General features: G+C 40.0%; 23 protein-coding genes. 8 read left to right on the top strand and 15 right to left on the bottom strand.

Annotated elements, in window-relative coordinates; translation table 11 throughout:
* Positions 1-52: 52 nt before the first annotated feature.
* The gene (locus AC1DUD_RS08545) at positions 53-523 is read left to right on the top strand and encodes a hypothetical protein (protein ID WP_477373575.1); all 471 of its coding nucleotides are present in this window, start codon (positions 53-55) and stop codon (positions 521-523) included.
* Positions 524-576: 53 nt separating this feature from the next.
* A complete protein-coding gene (gene prmA, locus AC1DUD_RS08540; RefSeq protein ID WP_477373573.1) occupies positions 577-1,413 on the top strand; it encodes a 50S ribosomal protein L11 methyltransferase in 837 nt (278 codons plus the stop codon).
* A 128-nt stretch (positions 1,414-1,541) separates the two neighbouring features.
* Here prmA and AC1DUD_RS08535 read toward each other — a convergent pair whose 3' ends face one another.
* Both AC1DUD_RS08535 and AC1DUD_RS08530 read right to left on the bottom strand, forming a co-directional pair.
* Positions 1,542-2,183: an NAD(P)-dependent oxidoreductase gene (locus AC1DUD_RS08535; protein WP_477373571.1), complete on the bottom strand. Its 642-nt coding sequence runs from the start codon at positions 2,181-2,183 to the stop codon at positions 1,542-1,544.
* Positions 2,184-2,238: 55 nt separating this feature from the next.
* The gene (locus AC1DUD_RS08530; protein ID WP_477373569.1) at positions 2,239-2,646 is read right to left on the bottom strand and encodes an Rrf2 family transcriptional regulator; all 408 of its coding nucleotides are present in this window, start codon (positions 2,644-2,646) and stop codon (positions 2,239-2,241) included.
* A 308-nt stretch (positions 2,647-2,954) separates the two neighbouring features.
* On the opposite strand from AC1DUD_RS08530, the gene AC1DUD_RS08525 reads away from it, so the two are divergent.
* Positions 2,955-3,296, top strand: coding sequence for a helix-turn-helix domain-containing protein (locus tag AC1DUD_RS08525; protein WP_090524822.1), 342 nt, complete (start codon positions 2,955-2,957; stop codon positions 3,294-3,296).
* Positions 3,297-3,320: 24 nt separating this feature from the next.
* On the opposite strand, the gene AC1DUD_RS08520 is transcribed toward AC1DUD_RS08525, so the two are convergent.
* The 5 genes from AC1DUD_RS08520 to AC1DUD_RS08500 all read right to left on the bottom strand — a co-directional run bounded on the left by AC1DUD_RS08520 (position 3,321) and on the right by AC1DUD_RS08500 (position 8,280).
* The gene (locus AC1DUD_RS08520) at positions 3,321-4,442 is read right to left on the bottom strand and encodes a GNAT family N-acetyltransferase (RefSeq protein WP_477373566.1); all 1,122 of its coding nucleotides are present in this window, start codon (positions 4,440-4,442) and stop codon (positions 3,321-3,323) included.
* 80 nt (positions 4,443-4,522) lie between these two features.
* A complete protein-coding gene (locus AC1DUD_RS08515; RefSeq protein WP_477373564.1) occupies positions 4,523-4,714 on the bottom strand; it encodes a hypothetical protein in 192 nt (63 codons plus the stop codon).
* 140 nt (positions 4,715-4,854) lie between these two features.
* A complete protein-coding gene (scpB, locus tag AC1DUD_RS08510) occupies positions 4,855-5,406 on the bottom strand; it encodes an SMC-Scp complex subunit ScpB (RefSeq protein WP_477373562.1) in 552 nt (183 codons plus the stop codon).
* Positions 5,407-5,493: 87 nt separating this feature from the next.
* Positions 5,494-6,618: a cyclic dehypoxanthinyl futalosine synthase gene (gene mqnC, locus AC1DUD_RS08505; protein WP_477373560.1), complete on the bottom strand. Its 1,125-nt coding sequence runs from the start codon at positions 6,616-6,618 to the stop codon at positions 5,494-5,496.
* A gap of 159 nt (positions 6,619-6,777) precedes the next feature.
* A complete protein-coding gene (locus AC1DUD_RS08500; protein WP_477373558.1) occupies positions 6,778-8,280 on the bottom strand; it encodes an ATP-binding cassette domain-containing protein in 1,503 nt (500 codons plus the stop codon).
* A gap of 733 nt (positions 8,281-9,013) precedes the next feature.
* Here AC1DUD_RS08500 and AC1DUD_RS08495 point away from each other — a divergent pair.
* Together AC1DUD_RS08495 and AC1DUD_RS08490 are read left to right on the top strand one after the other, a co-directional pair.
* Positions 9,014-9,181 (top strand): phosphatidate cytidylyltransferase, encoded by a 168-nt coding sequence (locus AC1DUD_RS08495; RefSeq protein WP_477373556.1) that lies wholly within the window; start codon positions 9,014-9,016, stop codon positions 9,179-9,181.
* 81 nt (positions 9,182-9,262) lie between these two features.
* A complete protein-coding gene (locus AC1DUD_RS08490; RefSeq protein WP_477373554.1) occupies positions 9,263-9,718 on the top strand; it encodes a PA2169 family four-helix-bundle protein in 456 nt (151 codons plus the stop codon).
* A 66-nt stretch (positions 9,719-9,784) separates the two neighbouring features.
* On the opposite strand, the gene AC1DUD_RS08485 is transcribed toward AC1DUD_RS08490, so the two are convergent.
* From AC1DUD_RS08485 to AC1DUD_RS08475, 3 genes are all read right to left on the bottom strand, one after another.
* A complete protein-coding gene (locus AC1DUD_RS08485) occupies positions 9,785-10,234 on the bottom strand; it encodes a hypothetical protein (RefSeq protein ID WP_477373552.1) in 450 nt (149 codons plus the stop codon).
* A gap of 108 nt (positions 10,235-10,342) precedes the next feature.
* Complete coding sequence (locus tag AC1DUD_RS08480) at positions 10,343-10,549, bottom strand: hypothetical protein (RefSeq protein WP_477373550.1); 207 nt, start codon at positions 10,547-10,549, stop codon at positions 10,343-10,345.
* Between the two features lie 177 nt (positions 10,550-10,726).
* Positions 10,727-10,936, bottom strand: coding sequence for a hypothetical protein (locus AC1DUD_RS08475; RefSeq protein ID WP_477373548.1), 210 nt, complete (start codon positions 10,934-10,936; stop codon positions 10,727-10,729).
* A 331-nt stretch (positions 10,937-11,267) separates the two neighbouring features.
* Here AC1DUD_RS08475 and AC1DUD_RS08470 point away from each other — a divergent pair, with 331 nt between their 5' ends.
* Both AC1DUD_RS08470 and AC1DUD_RS08465 read left to right on the top strand, forming a co-directional pair.
* Entirely contained in the window at positions 11,268-11,837 is a 570-nt protein-coding gene (locus AC1DUD_RS08470) for an RNA polymerase sigma factor (RefSeq protein WP_477373546.1), read from the top strand.
* A gap of 12 nt (positions 11,838-11,849) precedes the next feature.
* On the top strand, positions 11,850-12,941 hold the full coding sequence (locus AC1DUD_RS08465; RefSeq protein WP_477373544.1) for a S1C family serine protease: 1,092 nt from the start codon (positions 11,850-11,852) through the stop codon (positions 12,939-12,941).
* Positions 12,942-13,137: 196 nt separating this feature from the next.
* On the opposite strand, the gene AC1DUD_RS08460 is transcribed toward AC1DUD_RS08465, so the two are convergent.
* The 4 genes from AC1DUD_RS08460 to pdxH all read right to left on the bottom strand — a co-directional run bounded on the left by AC1DUD_RS08460 (position 13,138) and on the right by pdxH (position 16,814).
* Positions 13,138-14,334, bottom strand: a complete 1,197-nt coding sequence (locus AC1DUD_RS08460; protein ID WP_477373868.1) for an NADH-quinone oxidoreductase subunit D — start codon at positions 14,332-14,334, stop codon at positions 13,138-13,140.
* Positions 14,335-14,465: 131 nt separating this feature from the next.
* Positions 14,466-15,314, bottom strand: a complete 849-nt coding sequence (locus AC1DUD_RS08455; RefSeq protein WP_477373542.1) for a cupin-like domain-containing protein — start codon at positions 15,312-15,314, stop codon at positions 14,466-14,468.
* Positions 15,315-15,672: 358 nt separating this feature from the next.
* Positions 15,673-16,170, bottom strand: a complete 498-nt coding sequence (locus tag AC1DUD_RS08450; protein WP_477373540.1) for an NADH-quinone oxidoreductase subunit C — start codon at positions 16,168-16,170, stop codon at positions 15,673-15,675.
* On the bottom strand, positions 16,167-16,814 hold the full coding sequence (pdxH, locus tag AC1DUD_RS08445) for a pyridoxamine 5'-phosphate oxidase (RefSeq protein ID WP_477373538.1): 648 nt from the start codon (positions 16,812-16,814) through the stop codon (positions 16,167-16,169). The genes AC1DUD_RS08450 and pdxH overlap by 4 nt, the downstream gene beginning before the upstream one ends.
* Before the next feature lie 108 nt (positions 16,815-16,922).
* On the opposite strand from pdxH, the gene AC1DUD_RS08440 reads away from it, so the two are divergent.
* Complete coding sequence (locus AC1DUD_RS08440; RefSeq protein WP_121227208.1) at positions 16,923-17,486, top strand: YqgE/AlgH family protein; 564 nt, start codon at positions 16,923-16,925, stop codon at positions 17,484-17,486.
* A gap of 123 nt (positions 17,487-17,609) precedes the next feature.
* Here AC1DUD_RS08440 and purE read toward each other — a convergent pair whose 3' ends face one another.
* The gene (gene purE, locus AC1DUD_RS08435; RefSeq protein ID WP_477373536.1) at positions 17,610-18,107 is read right to left on the bottom strand and encodes a 5-(carboxyamino)imidazole ribonucleotide mutase; all 498 of its coding nucleotides are present in this window, start codon (positions 18,105-18,107) and stop codon (positions 17,610-17,612) included.

Below are 18,107 nucleotides of genomic sequence, written 5' to 3'. Positions count from 1 at the left end.
TGGAAAAATAAAATCTCATATCTCAAATTTCACGTCTCAAATCTAAAAAAGCATGAAGCTTTTAAAAGTTCTTTTACCGGTTTTGGTCGACTTTGGCGTCTTTTGGGCAGTGGTATATATCCACATGCCTAAGCACCCGATGCGTATTGGCGAAATCGGTAACGGAAACCTGTATAGTCTCATGGCTTACTTCAGCTTTTTTTGGGGCTTGCTGCTTGCAGATGGCGTTCTTACCCAATATCTGATCATTATCCCGCTCTGGAATTGGGTTAAACATAAAGGTGCTTTGGCCCGGTTTATTGCCGGCATTTGCATTGCCATGGTTTGTATATTATTTGCCGGAGCTCTTAGTTACGTTATCTGGCTGCCCGAAGAAGGGTATAAACCATTATTAAGTTTTTGGTGGTATATGACCGAAATACAGGCCGTTTACTGGATGGTTAACTTTGTTGTACTGTATTTGCTCGACAGGAAAAGGACAAGCGCCGATAGTGAACAAATTGAACCTGAAGTTGCCGGTTAAATTTCCTTCCCCTGTTTAAAGGATCTTTGTTGTGCGTTAACGATAAAATCAAAATGAATTATTACGAACTTTTTTTTACTACCATCACTACCGAAGATTATCAGCAGGACCTGCTGATCAATGCTTTGGGCGAGATTGGTTTTGATACTTTTGAAGAGCTTGAGCTTGGCTTTAAAGCTTACATTCCCGAGGATATTTTTGACCAGCAGGCGCTTGATGAGCAATTATTACCTTATAAAGATCTGTTCACCTTTAGTTATGAGATAACCCTTATTCAGCAGAAGAACTGGAATGAGGTATGGGAAAGCAATTTTGAACCGATAGAAATAGGGAACAAGATCTACGTAAGGGCAACTTTTCATGAGCCTAAACCCGAGTTTGAGTACGAGATTGTAATTGATCCTAAAATGGCGTTCGGTACAGGGCACCATCAAACTACTGCCATGATGCTGGGCCTCATGCTGGAGAATGAATTTGCCGGTAAAAAAGTACTTGATATGGGTTGCGGTACCGGGATTCTTGCTATTATGGCTGCTAAATTAGGTGCCGGTGATATAACAGCTATTGATTACGATCCGGTTTGCTATGAAAGTACTATCGAAAATTCGGCACTGAATAATGTGGGGAATATCAAACCGCTTTGTGGTTCAAAAGAGATTATTCCTGATGAGCAATATGATACCATCCTGGCTAACATCAACCGCAATATCCTTATCGACCAGATGCAGCGCTACGCCGAAGTATTAAAAACTGATGGTGAGATCTACTTCAGCGGTTTTTATGAATCGCCTGATCTGGATATCATTACAGATGAAGCACGGAAGTATGGTTTAAAATATATCACCCATAAAAAAGATAAAGAATGGGTAGCTGCTAAGTTTATTAAGTAAACCTTGATTCGTAGGATTTTAGGATAAATTGATGAAAGGAAACTTACGAAGTTTTTAAAACTTCGTAAGTTTTGACAGGCCTCTCCCAACTCAGGGTAATCCTAAAATCCTATAAATCATGGTTCAGATTAGTACCCCACAGTAAATCTTCTCTTCACAAACTGGTTGTTTTCCAGTTCATCTAAAATAGCAACTGCTAAATCTTCAACTGAAATTTCGTGTTCGTGCTTGTCGTTAAATACTGGTTCATCTGTACCTGTGCGGTATACGCCTGTACGGGTGCCCGGATGCAGGTGAATGGCCGGGCTGAGGAATGTCCAGTCTAAATCTTCTTCTTTTTTGATGATATTCAGGTAGTCGCGGGCTGCGGTAGCGCCGGCTTTCCACTCGGCAGGGAATTGGGGGCTGTCAACCAGTTGTACTCCCGGGGCAATGTAAAGACTACCTGCACCGCCAACAACTAATAAGCGTTTTACACCGGCTTGTTTAGTTGCCTGCTGTATTGTTTCAGAACCTTTAATAAAATCGTTATACAGGTTAGGGTTAGCCCAGCCGGCATTGAATGAGTTTATTACAACGTCGTGGCCTTTCAAGGCTTCTGTTAACTCGTCAACATTATATACGTCGGCAGTTTTGAGTGCCAATTTGGGGTTTTCAATGTCAGTTTTAGGATTACGGGCTATGGCGGTTACGTCATATCCGCGTTGTAATGCTTCGGCTAATACTGCTTTTCCTACAAAGCCTGTGGCTCCAATTAATGCGATTTTCATTGTTTTTTAATTTTTATATTGTAATTTAATTTGTTACAGTTTGTTTTAAATTTTTTTAATCGAATTGATTTACAAAATCAAAAATGGTTATGGTGCTTAATTTTTTGATGATCGCTGCTTCAACATCATTGGCCAAATTGTCAAGGTGTGCGCCAATCTGTTTACCGACAGGGCAGGCAGGGTTTGGCTTGTTTTTGGCCTGACCCAAAGCAGGCGGTAGTTTCACAGCCTTATAAACATCGGCAAGGGTGATTTTTTGAGGAGGGAGGGCCAGGCTATAGCCGCCGGTTTTGCCTTCTTTACTCTCTATAAGGCCACAAGCGCGCAATTTGCGCATCTCTTTACGTACCAGAACGGGGTTTACATTCATGCTGCCGGCTACGTAGTCGGACGATAATAGTTCGCCTGGTTGTTTGCAAAGCAGGGTTAATACGTGAGTAGCTATTTGAAATTGTCCGTTCATTTATCTGTAATAAAAAACATTACAGTACAAAAATGAAATATAAATTTTAAAAAGAAGAATTTTTTACGCTTTTTTGCGCACTAAATTACAATGGGGTGAAAATCCCGACCTAAATTATTCGGAAAATACCAAGTTACAGGTATGTTTTGGAACGATTTATTTGCTTTAATTTAAGGGATTTGCCAATCACAACAATTAACTACGCTTTAAAATAAAATATTACTCAAATTAGTTGATAATTAGCGTGATAATAAATATTATTGTAAAGTAATTAACTTTTGCGAAACCTACACTATTAATTTAACCAAATGAAAACTCTCGGAAAAAAAATCAGATTATTACGTCATCAAAAGGGGTGGAGCCAGGAGGATGTTGCAAAGAGATTGGATATTTCAATCCCCGCTTTCTCAAAGATTGAAACAGGGATCACAGATATAAATTTGTCAAGGCTTGAGCAGATAGCAAATCTGTTTGAAATGTCGGTAGTTCAGCTGCTTACATTTAATGACACCGAACAGGATCAGAAATTTGTTAACGAACTTGAAACTGTTAACAAACGCTTAATGGACCGTGAGACTGAAGTAATTGATTTGCAGAAAAAAGTAATTGAACTATTTGAGGAACTTCGACATTCAAAAGTAACCGCATAATTTTGAGGCCCGGGTTGTTCCGGGCTAATCAAAAATGTAACGCATTGTTAAATGCCTTTTGCCAAATGTAGCGCCAACCGCTTCATGAATGGCTATCATTTTGTCGTTAAAATCGCCTACCCAAGACAGTTCAAGCTCGTCATAACGCTTGAGAGGCAACACGTATTCTTTTAATTTTATAAACATTGCCGATTCGAGGCCGTGTTTTTGGTATTTCTGTTTCGTCCCCATTACAATGGCGCGCATGCGGGATACACCTTTCCATCGGTAGTATAAAAATTTAAGCTTACCAATAAGGTTAAGTTTGCCATTAAGTGGTTTAAGCATCTGGTTGGCATCGGGTAAGATGATCATGAATGATGCAGGTTCATCATCAACGTAAGCAAACCATATCAGCTTTTCATCCATCAGGGGCTTCATTTTTTCAAAGCTTTCCATAATGGTGCTATGAGTAATGGGCACAAAGTTTTCGAAATCTTTCCAGCCATCGTTATAAACCTCAATAAAATCGGCAGCAAATTTTTCTATCTTTTTTATTTCAAAATGTCTGAAATCGTATCCGGGTTTTTGAGCTACCCAGTTGGCTATCTTGGTAAACCGCTCGGGGAAAGGTTTATGCGCATCAACATGGTTGGTGATCTGCGCATACTGGGTTTTAAAGCCGTATTCATCAAAAAAGGCCTGGTAATACGGATGGTTATAGTTCATGCCGTAGGAGGGGGGAGTAAAACCTTCAACCAGCAAGCCCCAAAAGTTATCGTTTTCGCCGAAGTTGATGGGGCCGTCCATGGCTTTCATCCCATTTTCTTTAAGCCAGTCTTTTGCGGTATCAAATAACAGGAAAGCAGCTTCTTTGCTATTGATGCACTCAAAAAAGCCCATACCACCTGTTGGCTGTTCGTAATTGTATGCCTTTTTTTCATTAATGAAAGCAGCAACCCGACCAATTAGTTGGCCGGTATCATCAGTCAGGATCCAACGGGTACATTTGCCATGTTGGTGGAAATTATTTTTTGCCGGATTGAACACTGCTTCGATATCATTATCAAGTGGACAAACCCAGTTTGGATCGTTTTTATAAATGATGCGGGCCACATCCAGGAAAGCTTTTTTTGATGTTTTGTCCTGTACTTCAGTTACTTTCATACGTATTGCTACCGGTAGGTAATAAAAAAAGCATCCAGAGGCATAGTCTGAATGCTTTATTAAATGTTATGTATTAAAAATTAATAATCGTCTTCGTCCTCGTCATCGAATGACTCGTAACCCCTGCCCAGATCGTCATCTAACGGTCCGTCAAAATCATCATCGTCATCATCTGCCTTTTTTTTCACTTTCGGGTCAAACTCATCATCATCATCCGGATCATTATCTGAGTTTTCGATCTTTTTAGTGTTCGGTTTCTTTGGCGCTCCCATTGTAATGGATTTTATAAATTAAACTTTGTCAATAATAATAATTAAAATCAGATAAAGAAAAGTGTTTTAAAATCTTTTATCCCTATTGATTTAATAGTAAAAATAATGAAAAATGGTTTTTTTTAAAAGAGAAATTAAAATTATTCTGATTGCTCCCCAATAGTGGCAGTGGAGTTTGTAAAGTCCTTAAGTTGAGGTAATTCCTCAATGCTGTTTATGCCAAAATAATCCATAAATAAATTGCTTGTGCCATAGAGGATGGGTTTTCCAAGTCCTTCTGATTTGCCAACTATAGCTATTAGCTCTTTTTCGAGTAATTTTTGGATAGAATAATCGCAGTTCACTCCCCTGATCTGCTCAATATCGGGTTTGGTTACAGGTTGCTTATAGGCGATAATGGCAAGTGTTTCCAAAGCGGCCTGGCTCAATTTTTTCTTTGACCGTTGCAGCTGTAAAAGGTTGATAACCGTATGATATTCCTTTTTAGTTAGAAATTGATAACCATTGCCAATTTTTACCAACTCGATAGCCAGGCTATGGTGTTGATATTTTTCATGGATCCTGTTGATGCCGTCGGTTACTTCTTCGTTAGTGAAATCGCGTTCAAAGGCAGCCTGAAGGCAGTACATGATCTCTTCCAGGCGGATTGCCTGCTCAGATGCAAAAATTAGTGCCTCTATATATTGTTCCATTTTGTTCAGTTTGCAGTTAGTAGTTAGTAGTTGGCAGTTTGCAGTTAGTTAGATTTTAACTGCAAACTGCTACTGCACACTGGCAACTTAATAGTTAATAACCTGTTCTTCAATTTCAACGGGGATGTCACGCCACTCGTATCGCTGGGTACGAAGCTGTGGCTCAAAGCCTGCTTCTTTTATTGATTCCTGGATACCTTTGGCTGTAAACCTGTGTGGTGCGCCAGCAGCCGAAACTACGTTTTCTTCGATCATGATCGAACCAAAATCGTTGGCGCCTGCGTGTAAACAAAGTTGAGCAACCTGTTTGCCCACGGTAAGCCAGGAAGCCTGGATGTTTTTAACGTTGGGCAACATGATGCGGCTCAGCGCTATCATGCGGATATATTCATCGCCGGTTACATTGTTGGTAATACCGCGTACCTTACGTAAAAGGGTGCCATCGTCCTGGAAAGGCCAGGGGATAAAGGCTATAAAGCCATAATGTCCTTCTGGTTTTTCAGCCTGAACTTCACGAATCCAAACTAAATGCTCAAAGCGCTCTTCAATAGTTTCGATATGGCCAAACATCATTGTTGCCGATGTTGGCAAGTTAAGCTGGTGAGCGGCACGCATTACATCAAGCCATTCTTTACCGCCGCATTTGCCTTTTGATATCAGGCGGCGCACACGGTCATTCAATATCTCGGCACCGGCACCAGGTAAAGAGTCTAAACCTGCCTCTTTCATCGCCCTCAATACCTCAATATGAGGCATACCTTCTAATTTGGCAACGTGCGCAATTTCCGGTGGACCTAATGAGTGCAGTTTTAATTTAGGATAAAGCTGTTTTAGCTCGCGAAACAGATCGGTATAAAATTTCAGCCCCAGATCAGGGTGGTGACCGCCTTGTAACAACAGCTGATCGCCGCCGTAACGGAACGTTTCCTCTATCTTCTTTTTATATGTTTCAATATCAGTTATATAACTTTCATCATGGCCGGGACGGCGGAAGAAATTACAAAACTTGCAATTAGCTATACAAACGTTGGTTGTGTTAACATTACGATCTATTTGCCAGGTAACCTTACCATGCGGAACTTGTATTTTACGAAGTTCGTTGGCAGTATACATCAACTCGGCAGTAGAGGCGTTGTTATACAGGTAAACGCCTTCTTCAAGCGTTAAAAAATCAAACCGCAACGCGCGTTGCAACAGATCGGCTGTATTCATATCAGGCAAATATACGTAAGTTGATAATTTGATTTCAGCGGCTGTTAAATAATTGACAAAAAAGATAGAAAGGAAGAAGCGGAAAGCTCAAGGCCTAAAGGCCAATGCTTATTATTCCCTGAGCCGTCAGCTTTTAGCTTTAAGCTTTCGGCTTTCAGCTCAAGAAACTACCTTCCCCTTATCTAACCTTAAAACCTTATCAACGCTGTTGGGTATTTCATGCTGATAATGGGTTACATAAATAAGGGTAACATTGCCCAGGCTGCAAATAGTATCAACCAGGTTTTTAAAGTGAAGTTGTTGGTGATCATCCATGCCCTGGCAAGGCTCGTCAAAAATTAATAGTGCCGGGTTTTTAATAAGTGCACGGGCCAGCAGGCAAAGTCGCTGTGCACTTGCCGGGATATTTTTAAGCAGTACACGCGCATATTTTTCAATCTCCAAAGCCTTCATCCACCTTAATGCAATTTCGGCACGCTCTTTATTGCTCGGTCTGAACAGGCCAAGGGTATCATAATAGCCTGATTCAATTACCTGTAAACAGCTGTTATCGGTAGGAAAGTACTGGTGCAATTCGGGCGATACGAAGCCGATCTTCTTTTTGATATCCCAGATGCTTTCGCCAGTCCCGCGTTTTTTATCAAATAAAATAATGTTGTTAGCATAGGCCTGCGGATTATCGCCATTGATCAGGCTTAACAATGTTGATTTACCGGCACCGTTGGGGCCCAGTAAAGCCCAATGTTCTCCGGGATTGATCTGCCAGTTTACATTGTCCAGTATTACCTTGTCACCGTATTGAATATGTACCTGATCCATTTTTACGATCTGGTTGTAAGCGATAGGGTTTTTATCAATATTAAGCAGGGCACCTAACTCGTCGGTATCAATAGTATCTGTTTTATCCTGCTCAAAAAGTTCAGCTTTAAAGTCCTGCGTGATACTTTCATGAACAATGGCCCCTTTACTTAATACGGCAATGTGAGTGATAGCAGAAGGGATCTCATGGATAGAGGTAGCCATTATCACGTTTATACCAGAAGAAATGATCTGTTCAATAATGCCGTTAAATTCTTCGCGGGTTTTTACATCCAGGCCGGTTAAAGGACTATCAAGCATTAGCAATACTGGATTTTTGAGCAGGGCGGCAGCCAGCATCAGGCGTTTGGTTTCACCGTTTGACAGCTTGATGATCTGTTTATTGAGTAATGCTTCGAGCCTTAATAGTGAAACTACCTTCTCAAATGTCCATGATGTATTAGTACCTGGAAAGTGTGGTATTGTATTAAGATAGTCTGCAACTGTAAGCGCATCTTCCGAATCGGACGAGTTATAGCGTTGCTGATAGTAAAAATCGGTAGTGTTTGAAAGATTGCGAAAATGATGTTTGGGTTCAACCAGCGCTATAAGCTTATGCGGTGTGGCAATATCATTGGCGTTGAAAAGTCGGGTGTAATCATTCCAGAAATGATAGTCTATTTCGCCGCCTGTGATATTGAAACGCCCTGCTATGGTTTGTAGCAGGGCGCTTTTCCCCGATCCACTTTCGCCTATGAGGGCCCAGCTTTCGCCTTTATTTATATTGAAGCTTAAGCCGGTGAATAATGTTGTATTTAAAAAACGTACGGTCGCTTTATTTATTGATAGAAGTGCATTTGTCATAGCTTAACAAGTAGAGTAGCGCGTAAATGTACTCATCTGGGTTAAAGCCATGAAATTTTTGTCGATTTATGAAATTAAAACCCCTGCTTTTATAATTAAGCCGTGCGTTTTAATGTTTCGTTTGTAGCCGGCATTTCATTGGTTTTTTTGTTTAGCCGGTTCCAGGTGGCGAAGTCGACGATAAGCGATTTTACCGAGTTTTTACAGCTCTTATTGGGGCACGTTAGCACCCAATATTTTTTATGTTGTTCAACATGGGGCCTTCTGCCGCATTTAATGCAGTTTTCACATTGAATGTTGGGTTGTACCTGTATTATCATAGCGAGTTGGAAATAATGGTTGACAAATAATTATATAATAAAAAAACACAGCACCTAACTGTGGGCAGTTGGGTGTAAACTTATAACCTTTAATAAATTTGATATTGTAATGGTTTATAATCTTGTTTTATAACGCATGGCAATAGCGTTTGTTTTTACGGTCAACTGTTATTTATAAAATATTTTCACAGTCAAATCCAGGTAGAATCGCCAGCTTATGTAGTGGAACGCTATTGATTGTATACAACGGTATACATGACCGCATAGAATTATCATCTCAAATACTCATCTGTAGCAAGTAACCCCGCTCTGTTTTGCATAATATTAAAAAGGCCTGATTATTGCGTTTCTGTTGTTACAAATAATGACCGGTATAAACCAATCATTAAACTTTATCTATTTAATCATTAATCATGAAAAACTTACATTTCTTATCATTCGCATTTGTGCTGTTTACACTGAGCAGCTGTTCGGTTATAACAGGGATATTTAAAGCAGGGGCCGTTGCCGGTATTATTGCTGTTGTAGTAGTCATTGCAATTATCATATGGATCATATCACTTTTTCGTGGTAAAAGCTAATTTCATATAGAGATAATTATTATATAATTAATTAAACAATTTAATCTTTAAAGGGTTGATCATTATATAAAAACATCTAACATGGAAAATACACAAGCAACCGTACAAATTTTAAATGATCTTATTCAGATCAACAATGACAGGATTGAAGGTTATCAACGTGCTTCAAAAGATTTGAAGGATGGCGACACCGAACTTAAAACGCTTTTTACAAGGCTTATAGGTCAGAGCCAGGGTTATAAACTTGCTTTGGGTACCGAGGTTGGTGCTTTTGGAAAGGATATTGAAACGGGCACAACTACCAGCGGTAAAATACACAGGGTTTGGCTTGATGTTAAAGCCGCTTTTACCGGGCATGACACTCATAATGTACTGGAGGAATGCGAATTTGGTGAAGATGCCATTTTAAAGGCATATCGTGCAGCACTTGAGGATGAAAATTTGCCTGCATACTTGCGTGAAACCATTAGTCAGCAGGAAAGTGAGCTGCTTGATGCTCATGATGAGATCAAAGCCCTGCGTGATGCTGTTCATTAATTTATTTTTCTCACTAATTTAATAGGGGAGCAGTTTTATAACTGCTCCTTTTTTATTTAATAAGATTTAGTTTGGTGATTGAGGGGTTACAGTAATCTCTTTAACCTGCCAGCTGTTTTTCTCGGCCCAATCGCCGTCTGTATAAAGCATTTTAACTTCCCAGGTTGATTGTTCCATTTTTCCTTTATCGTTTTCAACTTTTACTGTCGACTGAACCTGGTAGCTATTAGCTGTAGTATCAATGATGGATTTAAAGCTTGCATCAGGGAAAACCGCCTTCTCTGGTTGTTTTAGTTTTTCTTTAACCAATTGTTTTGATATGGCAAAAGCCTCTTTTGCGGTTGGCCTGCGATTAATGTGTACTGTGCTGTTTTTGCTTATCCCCATTAGTACTATAATAAATGTTATTGCAAAAGCTATAGTAAATAGTGTACCAGTACGTATGTGAGGGTGCTGGTGCCAGCCCATGTTTTTACGCTCATCAGGGCTAAGCGTTTTCCATTCAGAATATTTCATATTTTATTGCTTATCACATTAAGCAATACCAACGAAAATTGTTTGAAAAGTATAAGGCAAAAAAAATGCCCCGGAAAACCAGGGCATCTTTTAACATAAAAAGTTAGATTACTTTTTAGTAGTGTCTTTTTTAGTAGTGTCAGCTTTAGTAGTATCAGCAGCCATTTTAGAAGTGTCAGCTTTAGTAGTGTCAGCAGCCATTTTAGAAGAATCAGCTTTAGTTGAATCAGCACCTGAAGCTGAAGAAGAACCTTTACAAGCAGCGAAAGAAACAGCGATAGCTAAAGCTAAAAAGCCTAATTTGAAATTTTTCATGTTTAATTTTTTAATAAGTGATTTAATAGTTTACATCTTAATACCAGAAACAAAAAAAGGTAACCCATAATTTAAAAAAAAAATTACAAGTCACCTTTTTTATTGATGGATAACTAAAAAATCAATAGAAAAAGATTAAAAATGATATTTAATGGCTTTCTATTTTATCAGAAATAATTATTTCTTAGTAGTGTCTTTTTTAGTAGTATCAGCAGCTACTTTAGTAGTGTCAGTTGTAGTTTTAGTAGTATCAATAACAACTTTAGTTGAATCAACTACAGTAGTTTTAGTAGTATCTTCACCACCTTTTTTAGAGTCACCGTTACAAGCTGAAAAAGAAGCTGCAAGAACTAAAGCTACGAAACCTAATTTGAAAGAATTTTTCATTTTTTGAAATTTTAAAATGTTAATGTTTTGTGATCGTTTGATAGTTAATACTCATTAGTGGAAAAGGTAACCCATGAAAAATAAATCTTTTTAAATTCTATAGATTTAGTAGTTTAAATGCGCTTGTTTTACAAGCGGTTTTTTTGTTGCAGATTTGCCGGTATAGTTTTTAACATTGGGTTACCCTTGTTTACCTGACGGTATTAAACTTAAATTAATACGGCGTAAAATTGTTACAGGCAATGAAATGTAATGCCAATGTTATTAATTTATTTTAGTTTGATTTTTTTTGATAATAGTGGGTTACAATTTGACCTAAATAGTATTAAGAGTGAATAAAGACTTAAAAGCTTCGGCTCCAACAGATAGTGAGATAGTTCTTGGGATACTTAATAATTCGGAAATAGTGCTTAAGAAGCTCTACACAACCTATTTCCCGATGATATTACAGTTGATCATTAACAACAATGGCGATGAGGATGATGCTAAGGATATTTACCAGGAAGCCATTATAGTTCTTTATAATAAAATTAAAGGGGGCGATTTTGAGCTTAACAGTAAGCTTAAAACGTATATATACTCTGTTTGCAGGCGGCTTTGGCTTAAAAGACTAAGCCAGATGAACAGGTATGGAGGCGATATCAGGGATTTTGAAGAACACCTGCCCGTTGAAGAAGAAGTTGAAAGCCATAGTGACAGGGATATCCAGTTTGATAAAATGGAGAGTGCGCTCCAGTTATTAGGTGAACCCTGCAAAACCATTATGGAGGATTTTTACATTAAAAACAGATCAATGCAGGAGATCTGTGAGCGGTTTGGTTACACCAATGCGGATAATGCCAAAACTCAAAAGTATAAATGCCTGCAAAGGCTGAAGAAGTTATTTTTTCAGCAAAAATAAGGAGATCAAGAGATGAGTGATAACCAAATGACAGAATTTATTGAACGGTACCTTGACGGTAGCATGACCGCCGAAGAGCGCGTTCAATTTGAATTGCTTCGTAAAAACGATGCGGCTGTTGAAAGTAAAGTTACCGAACACGTAAAGTTTATAGGCTTATTGAAGCAATATGGCGAAAGGCTTGAGCTTGAAAGGCGTTTAAATGATATTCATAGCGAGATTGATGTTCATGCACTGAAGGAAGAGGTGATGATCCATCCGGTATGGATTGTACGTATGTGGCGTAATCACCACTCAAAAATCTCGGTTGCAGCTTCGGTTACAATATTTGCAGTGTTGAGTATATTAATAGTTACAGGCAAATTAAGCAACGATAAATCGAAATATGAAAAGCTGAGTGAAAAGCTCAATAACATGGAGAAAACTGTGGCTCAAATAGGTCATGGCCGTACACCTGTAAAGCCCAAAATAACCAGGGCTCCAGCAAATTTCAGGGGGACTGGTTTTGCACTTACATCAAATGGCTACCTGGCTACGGATTACCATGTGATAAAAAATGCTGACTCAGTTTATGTACAGAATGCAGCAGGCGAATCATTTCATGCTAAGGTTATTTATACTGAGCCTCAATACGATTTGGCTATATTACAAATCAATGATCCTTCGTTTAAAAATCTTGGGCCCATACCATATAATCTTAAACGTTCAGAAGGCGATCTTGGTGAAAACGTATATACACTCGGTTATCCGGCAGATAATTTGGTTTATGGGGCAGGATATTTAGCCTCGGCCGCAAATTATTCAAATGATACTACAGAATATGTAACTTCTGTTCCTGTGAATCCTGGTAATTCAGGAGGGCCGTTACTTGACGAAAAGGGAAATGTGATAGGTGTTATCACCGCACGACAAACCCAGGTTGCAGGCGCATATTTTGCAAAAAAATCAACATATCTGTTAAAAGCGATACAAAATATCCCAACAGATTCATTGTCTAAAACGCTTAATCTGAACACTAAAAACAAATTAGCCGGATTAAGCCGTATCCAACAAAGTAATAAGCTTAAGAACTACGTTTTCATGGTTAAAGTATATAACCAGTAATCATTAGCCCAATCCAATAAAAATTAATATATTAAAATGAAGAGAGACGCCGTGAGGGGTCTCTTTTTTGTTCAGCGATATTTTTTTCATCCCGTCATTGCTGTAAGGCAGGAAGCAATCCCCGATTTACAGAGCCTTTCTGTATAGTTCGCGATTGCTTCGTTCCTCGCAATGACGGGATGGAGATATTGGTTTTTTACCTATCCACTTCGCCCAAAACAAAGTCGATAGAGCCTACTATAGCTATCAGGTCGGCAATTAATACGCCTTTTGATAGTTCGGGCAATACAGAAAGGTTATTAAAGCTTGGTCCACGGGATTTTACGCGGGTTGGGATCTCAGATTTACCGTCAGTCATAAAGTAAAAGCCAAGTTCACCTTTGGCGCCTTCGCAGCGTACGTAATAATCTTGGGCTTTGGGAATAGTTTTGCGGGGCATTTTTGCACGTGGATCAAAATCGGGTGTGCGTTTTAGCTCTTTTTGCAAACGGTCAAGGCATTGTTCAACAATCCTTAATGACTGTTCAATTTCATCAACACGTACTTTATACCTGTCCCAGCAGTCGCCAACTTTACCCATCATGCCTGTACCAATGGGGATCTCAAAATCAATTTCAGGGTAAGCCGAATAATTGTCAATACGGCGCAAATCCCATTTTAGGCCTGACGCACGTAGCATTGGCCCTGAGCAGCCATAGTTTATAGCTACATCAAGCGGCAAAACACCTACATTGGCCGTACGGGATATAAATACCTGGTTATCGGTAAGCAACTGGTTAAGCTCAACCATTTTAGGTTTAAAGTATTCCACGAAATCGCGGCAGCGTTCTTCAAAACCAACCGGCAGATCGTAAAACAGGCCGCCTACCCAAATGTAATTGTATAGCATACGCGAGCCCGATGCCCACTCCAGCATTCCCATAATATGCTCCCTGTCTCTGAAACACCAAAGGAAAGGGGTAAAGGCGCCTATATCAATGCCATAAGTACCAATGGCTATCAGGTGTGATGCGATACGGTTAAGTTCACAAACCAGCACACGAATGTATTCTACACGTTTAGGGATGTCTTTATCAATGCCCATCATGCGCTCAACGCCCATTACAAAAGCGTGGCTGTTGTTCATAGAGGCCAGGTAATCCATCCTGTCGGTAAAAGGGATGGTTTGCTGGTAGGTTAAGGATTCGGCATGTTTTTCGAAGCAGCGGTGCAAATAACCAATATGAGGGATCACATCTTTTACAATCTCGCCATCGGTGATTAGCTCAAGGCGCAATACACCGTGAGTTGAGGGGTGCTGCGGACCAACATTAAGAATCATATCCTCAACGCTGGCATCGGCTATCTTTTTATTATACCTAAGTAGGGCTTCTTCGTATTTAGGGTTTGTAATGACCAATTTTATGTCCGGTTAAATTTATATCCGGACGTACTACTTCAGTAATACATCCGGATATCAAAAATCAGCTTTTTTTTTCATTTATAAGGCTGATGATCCTGTAAAATTGATTAAAAGGGAGATAATTATTTTACTGTCGACTTGTCATTCATTTTGCTGATTTGCGTAGCCAGCCACGCATAGCTGTACATAGCCACAGCTTTTGCCTTGCTGTCGCGGCTTTTGAAAGTCCAAACGTCCTTCATAAATTCTTTATGGTTTTTATTGTTGAGCGTATCAAAAGCAACCGATATGGTTGGTGTTAATGAATATGCTGAATGCCAGGTGCCGAAAGGAATAAACAACGTTTCGCCGGGACCAACAACAAAATGTATTGGGGTGGCATCTTTATACTTGGGATATTTTTCATAATCCGGTTCAAAAATGTTCAGTTCTGAACGCCACGGATCATCCGGCCGTGGGTAAAGCAGGTCTTCCTGTCCGCGGGGGAATACGGTAAAGCGCTTTTCGCCATAAAGCTGTGTGATCCAGGCATTAAGGTGATAATAATCAATGTGCATGTAAGGAAACCGGCCACCGGGACCGCCAACAAACATTTCAATAGCGCCCCCCCATTTACCAACGTTGAACATTTTATTGCGTAACCAGTTTGGCGAGGCATAATTAAGATCAAGAGGATCTAAAAGCGGCATCAACTCAGGTATTGTTGATGGAATATCAAAGATCACCGGATAGGGAGCAGGCTTATCTTCAGTGCTGGCCTCAACCATATCCATAACCTGTTTCATGGTATAAGTAGTACCTCTAACATCGGTTTTACGGTCGGGATAATTTTCACGAAACCAATCGGGGGTGAAGAGTCCGTTAGCCTTCCAAACTTTGGCTGCCTTGGTAAAAACTACCGGGATGCCGGGTTTGTAATGCTCTTCAATAAATTCCTCGTACGTGATGTTATCTCTCCTTATAATATCCATGGTTTAATAAATAGGGTTATACAATCTTAATAAAAAGATTTAATTAAACTATGGGTATTATACGGGATATGATTTAAATAGTTAAGCCTTGCGGCTCAAAAATATAAGCTGAAATAAGGTGTGCTATTTACCGGGGGCTTTTAATTTTATGATGGATAAAGAACCGATGTCATTTCGACGAACCTGTAAGGGGAATGTGCGAAGGGGGTAAGGAGAAATCTTATACGCCCTGCATAGTTCGCAGTGCAAGGCGTATAAGATTTCTCTTTCGCAGCCAGTCACAGGCCATGCATGCTCTGTCGAAATGAAATTTTTCTATTATTAATAGAAGCGTAGACAAGGTGTAAATAATCGGAAGTTAATCTATCCTAATCCCCTTGTAAAATTCGGCGTTCTGGTAGTCTTTCCTTAAAGGGAAGCCTTCCCAATCGTCGGGCAATAAAATCCGGCGAAGATCGGGGTGGCCTTCAAAGTATATCCCCAGCATGTCATAAGCTTCGCGCTCATGCCAGTCGGCTGTGCGGTAAACGGAAGTTATACTTTTAAATTCGGGCAGTTCGGGGCTTTCTTTTTGGTGAGGCTTGCTTATTTTTAAAGTAAGCTGGGTTTTATAGGGGATAGAAGCTAAATGATAAACCACACCAAAACGGTTTGCCTCATCATTATAATGCACCCCGCTCAGGCTCGACAGGAAATCGAAATAAGTTTTAGGATTGTTGCGTAATTCCAGGCATACAGTTGTAATATCATCCGGATTAATGAGCAGGGCAGGTTGCAGGCCGTTTGTCTCTTCGCCGGTAATTATAGTATCACCAAATTTTTCGGTGAGCAGTTGTTTAATATCATCAAAACTCATGGCGCAAGGCGTACTTTTTTCCAGGTTTTTTTATCAGTTTTTTTATACAGGATGCGGTCGTGCATGCGGCTTGGTCGCCCTTGCCAAAACTCAACCACTTGCGGATTTAAGATATAGCCACCCCAATATGATGGTTTGGGCACTTCCTTATCGGCGTATTCTGCTTCCAGCTCGTTCCATTTTTTCTCCAGTAACTCCCGGCTTTCAATTTCCTGGCTTTGGGGCGATACTACGGCACCAACCTGGCTGCCTTTAGGGCGCGAATGGAAATATTTTTCAGATTCTTCCTTGCTTACTTTTTCAATAGTACCTTCAATACGCACCTGTCTTTCTAACCCTCCCCAAAAGAATGTTAATGCACCCTGAGGGTTCTTGGCTATCTCTTTGCCTTTACGGCTTAAGTAGTTGGTAAAGAATATAAAACCACCTGTATGGAAGCCTTTTAAAAGTACAATACGGGCCGAAGGCTTGCCGTTTATGGTAGCTGTCGAAAGCGTCATGGCATTGGGTTCATGCAATTTTGCCTCCAAAGCTTCGTTAAACCATTGTTCAAATTGTTTAATAGGATCACCTTTAGTGCTGTTTTCTGATAGGGTAGATGCACTGTAATCCTGCCTTAAATTTTGTATTTCCTGCTGATTCATTTTAACGCAAACTTACAAATTAATTAAGCCGTATATAATGATGTAAATCATTATTCATAATTGAACATATTTTTATTATGCTTGTTATGTATTTAAACGCTAAACTTTATGCTTAGTCCTATAGCGGCCGCGGCAGGCCATTTACTTATTTCGGAACCCTTTATGATGGATCCGAATTTTAAGAGATCGGTAATAATTTTAACAGAATATTCTGAGGAAGGTGCTATGGGCTTTATTCTGAACCATCAAAGTGAATATTTACTGGGCGATGTACTGCCTGACGTTTCTTATTCGGAGATGCCTGTTTATGAGGGCGGACCGGTAGCGAAAAATACTTTACATTTTATCCATTGCGCTCCCGATAAAATAGAGGGGGGCATCGAAATAGCCGATGGCCTTTACTGGGGCGGTGATTTTGAACAAGTGAAATACCTGGTATCCAACTACCAGCTAAGCCCCGAGGAAATTAAATTTTTTGCGGGATACTCCGGCTGGACACCAAAACAACTGGATGAAGAGATAAAAGATGACAGCTGGATAGTAACGAATAAATTTGATGTGGAGGCGTTATTTACCCTTGATGAGCAAAACCTTTGGCGCCAGGTAGTGATCAATCTTGGCCAGCGCTACGCACACATTGCTAATTTCCCGGAAAATCCGGCTTTGAATTAGTGAGAGATATTAGAGATTAGTTAACTCGAGAAGAAAGCAAAATAGTTTAAAAAACAAAGAAGGCCATGGGGTATCCATGGCCTTCTTTAGTATATGAAGCTCCTAATCTCTAATCTCCAACCTCTAATCCCCACCTTCCATTTCCCTTGCCGATTCTTCAACTTTCTTTTTGAGGTTTTCTTTGAAGTCGATGAGGTTTTTAACCAGGTATTCATCTCGGGTTGATAGGATTTGAGCTGCAAGGATCCCTGCGTTTTTGGCAGCATTTAAAGCTACGGTGGCTACCGGGATGCCATTTGGCATTTGCAATATGGATAGGATAGAATCCCAGCCATCAATAGAGTTACTTGATTTTACAGGTACACCAATCACCGGCAGGTGGGTTAATGAAGCAACCATGCCCGGCAAGTGTGCGGCACCGCCCGCACCGGCTATAATTACTTTTATGCCACGGTCGGCAGCAGCGCGGGCGTAGCTGAACATACGATCAGGTGTGCGGTGAGCCGATACCACGGTTATTTCGTATTCAACGCCTAATTCGGCTAAAACATCGGCAGCATCCTGCATTACATTCAGATCGGATTTGCTGCCCATTATAATGGCGACTTTTGTAGTACTCAT

The organism is Mucilaginibacter sp. P4_A11 (assembly GCF_056402535.1).
Note: the sequence above shows the minus strand (reverse complement) of the source record. Positions and strands in the feature narration are given on the sequence as shown.

Bases quoted from the DNA above. Each gene is read 5' to 3' on its own strand.
- AC1DUD_RS08450 (WP_477373540.1), bottom strand. From the start codon at position 16,170: ATGAGTTTTGATGATATTAAACAACTGCTCACCGAAAAATTTGGTGAT.
- AC1DUD_RS08485 (WP_477373552.1), bottom strand. From the start codon at position 10,234: ATGAAATATTCTGAATGGAAAACGCTTAGCCCTGATGAGCGTAAAAAC.
- AC1DUD_RS08525 (WP_090524822.1), top strand. From the start codon at position 2,955: ATGAAAACTCTCGGAAAAAAAATCAGATTATTACGTCATCAAAAGGGG.
- AC1DUD_RS08495 (WP_477373556.1), top strand. From the start codon at position 9,014: ATGAAAAACTTACATTTCTTATCATTCGCATTTGTGCTGTTTACACTG.
- AC1DUD_RS08440 (WP_121227208.1), top strand. From the start codon at position 16,923: ATGCTTAGTCCTATAGCGGCCGCGGCAGGCCATTTACTTATTTCGGAA.
- mqnC (WP_477373560.1), bottom strand. From the start codon at position 6,618: ATGAATACAGCCGATCTGTTGCAACGCGCGTTGCGGTTTGATTTTTTA.
- AC1DUD_RS08545 (WP_477373575.1), top strand. From the start codon at position 53: ATGAAGCTTTTAAAAGTTCTTTTACCGGTTTTGGTCGACTTTGGCGTC.
- AC1DUD_RS08475 (WP_477373548.1), bottom strand. From the start codon at position 10,936: ATGAAAAATTCTTTCAAATTAGGTTTCGTAGCTTTAGTTCTTGCAGCT.
- prmA (WP_477373573.1), top strand. From the start codon at position 577: ATGAATTATTACGAACTTTTTTTTACTACCATCACTACCGAAGATTAT.
- AC1DUD_RS08490 (WP_477373554.1), top strand. From the start codon at position 9,263: ATGGAAAATACACAAGCAACCGTACAAATTTTAAATGATCTTATTCAG.
- AC1DUD_RS08535 (WP_477373571.1), bottom strand. From the start codon at position 2,183: ATGAAAATCGCATTAATTGGAGCCACAGGCTTTGTAGGAAAAGCAGTA.
- AC1DUD_RS08480 (WP_477373550.1), bottom strand. From the start codon at position 10,549: ATGAAAAATTTCAAATTAGGCTTTTTAGCTTTAGCTATCGCTGTTTCT.
- purE (WP_477373536.1), bottom strand. From the start codon at position 18,107: ATGAGTACTACAAAAGTCGCCATTATAATGGGCAGCAAATCCGATCTG.
- AC1DUD_RS08455 (WP_477373542.1), bottom strand. From the start codon at position 15,314: ATGGATATTATAAGGAGAGATAACATCACGTACGAGGAATTTATTGAA.
- AC1DUD_RS08530 (WP_477373569.1), bottom strand. From the start codon at position 2,646: ATGAACGGACAATTTCAAATAGCTACTCACGTATTAACCCTGCTTTGC.
- AC1DUD_RS08465 (WP_477373544.1), top strand. From the start codon at position 11,850: ATGAGTGATAACCAAATGACAGAATTTATTGAACGGTACCTTGACGGT.
- pdxH (WP_477373538.1), bottom strand. From the start codon at position 16,814: ATGAATCAGCAGGAAATACAAAATTTAAGGCAGGATTACAGTGCATCT.
- scpB (WP_477373562.1), bottom strand. From the start codon at position 5,406: ATGGAACAATATATAGAGGCACTAATTTTTGCATCTGAGCAGGCAATC.
- AC1DUD_RS08520 (WP_477373566.1), bottom strand. From the start codon at position 4,442: ATGAAAGTAACTGAAGTACAGGACAAAACATCAAAAAAAGCTTTCCTG.
- AC1DUD_RS08515 (WP_477373564.1), bottom strand. From the start codon at position 4,714: ATGGGAGCGCCAAAGAAACCGAACACTAAAAAGATCGAAAACTCAGAT.
- AC1DUD_RS08500 (WP_477373558.1), bottom strand. From the start codon at position 8,280: ATGACAAATGCACTTCTATCAATAAATAAAGCGACCGTACGTTTTTTA.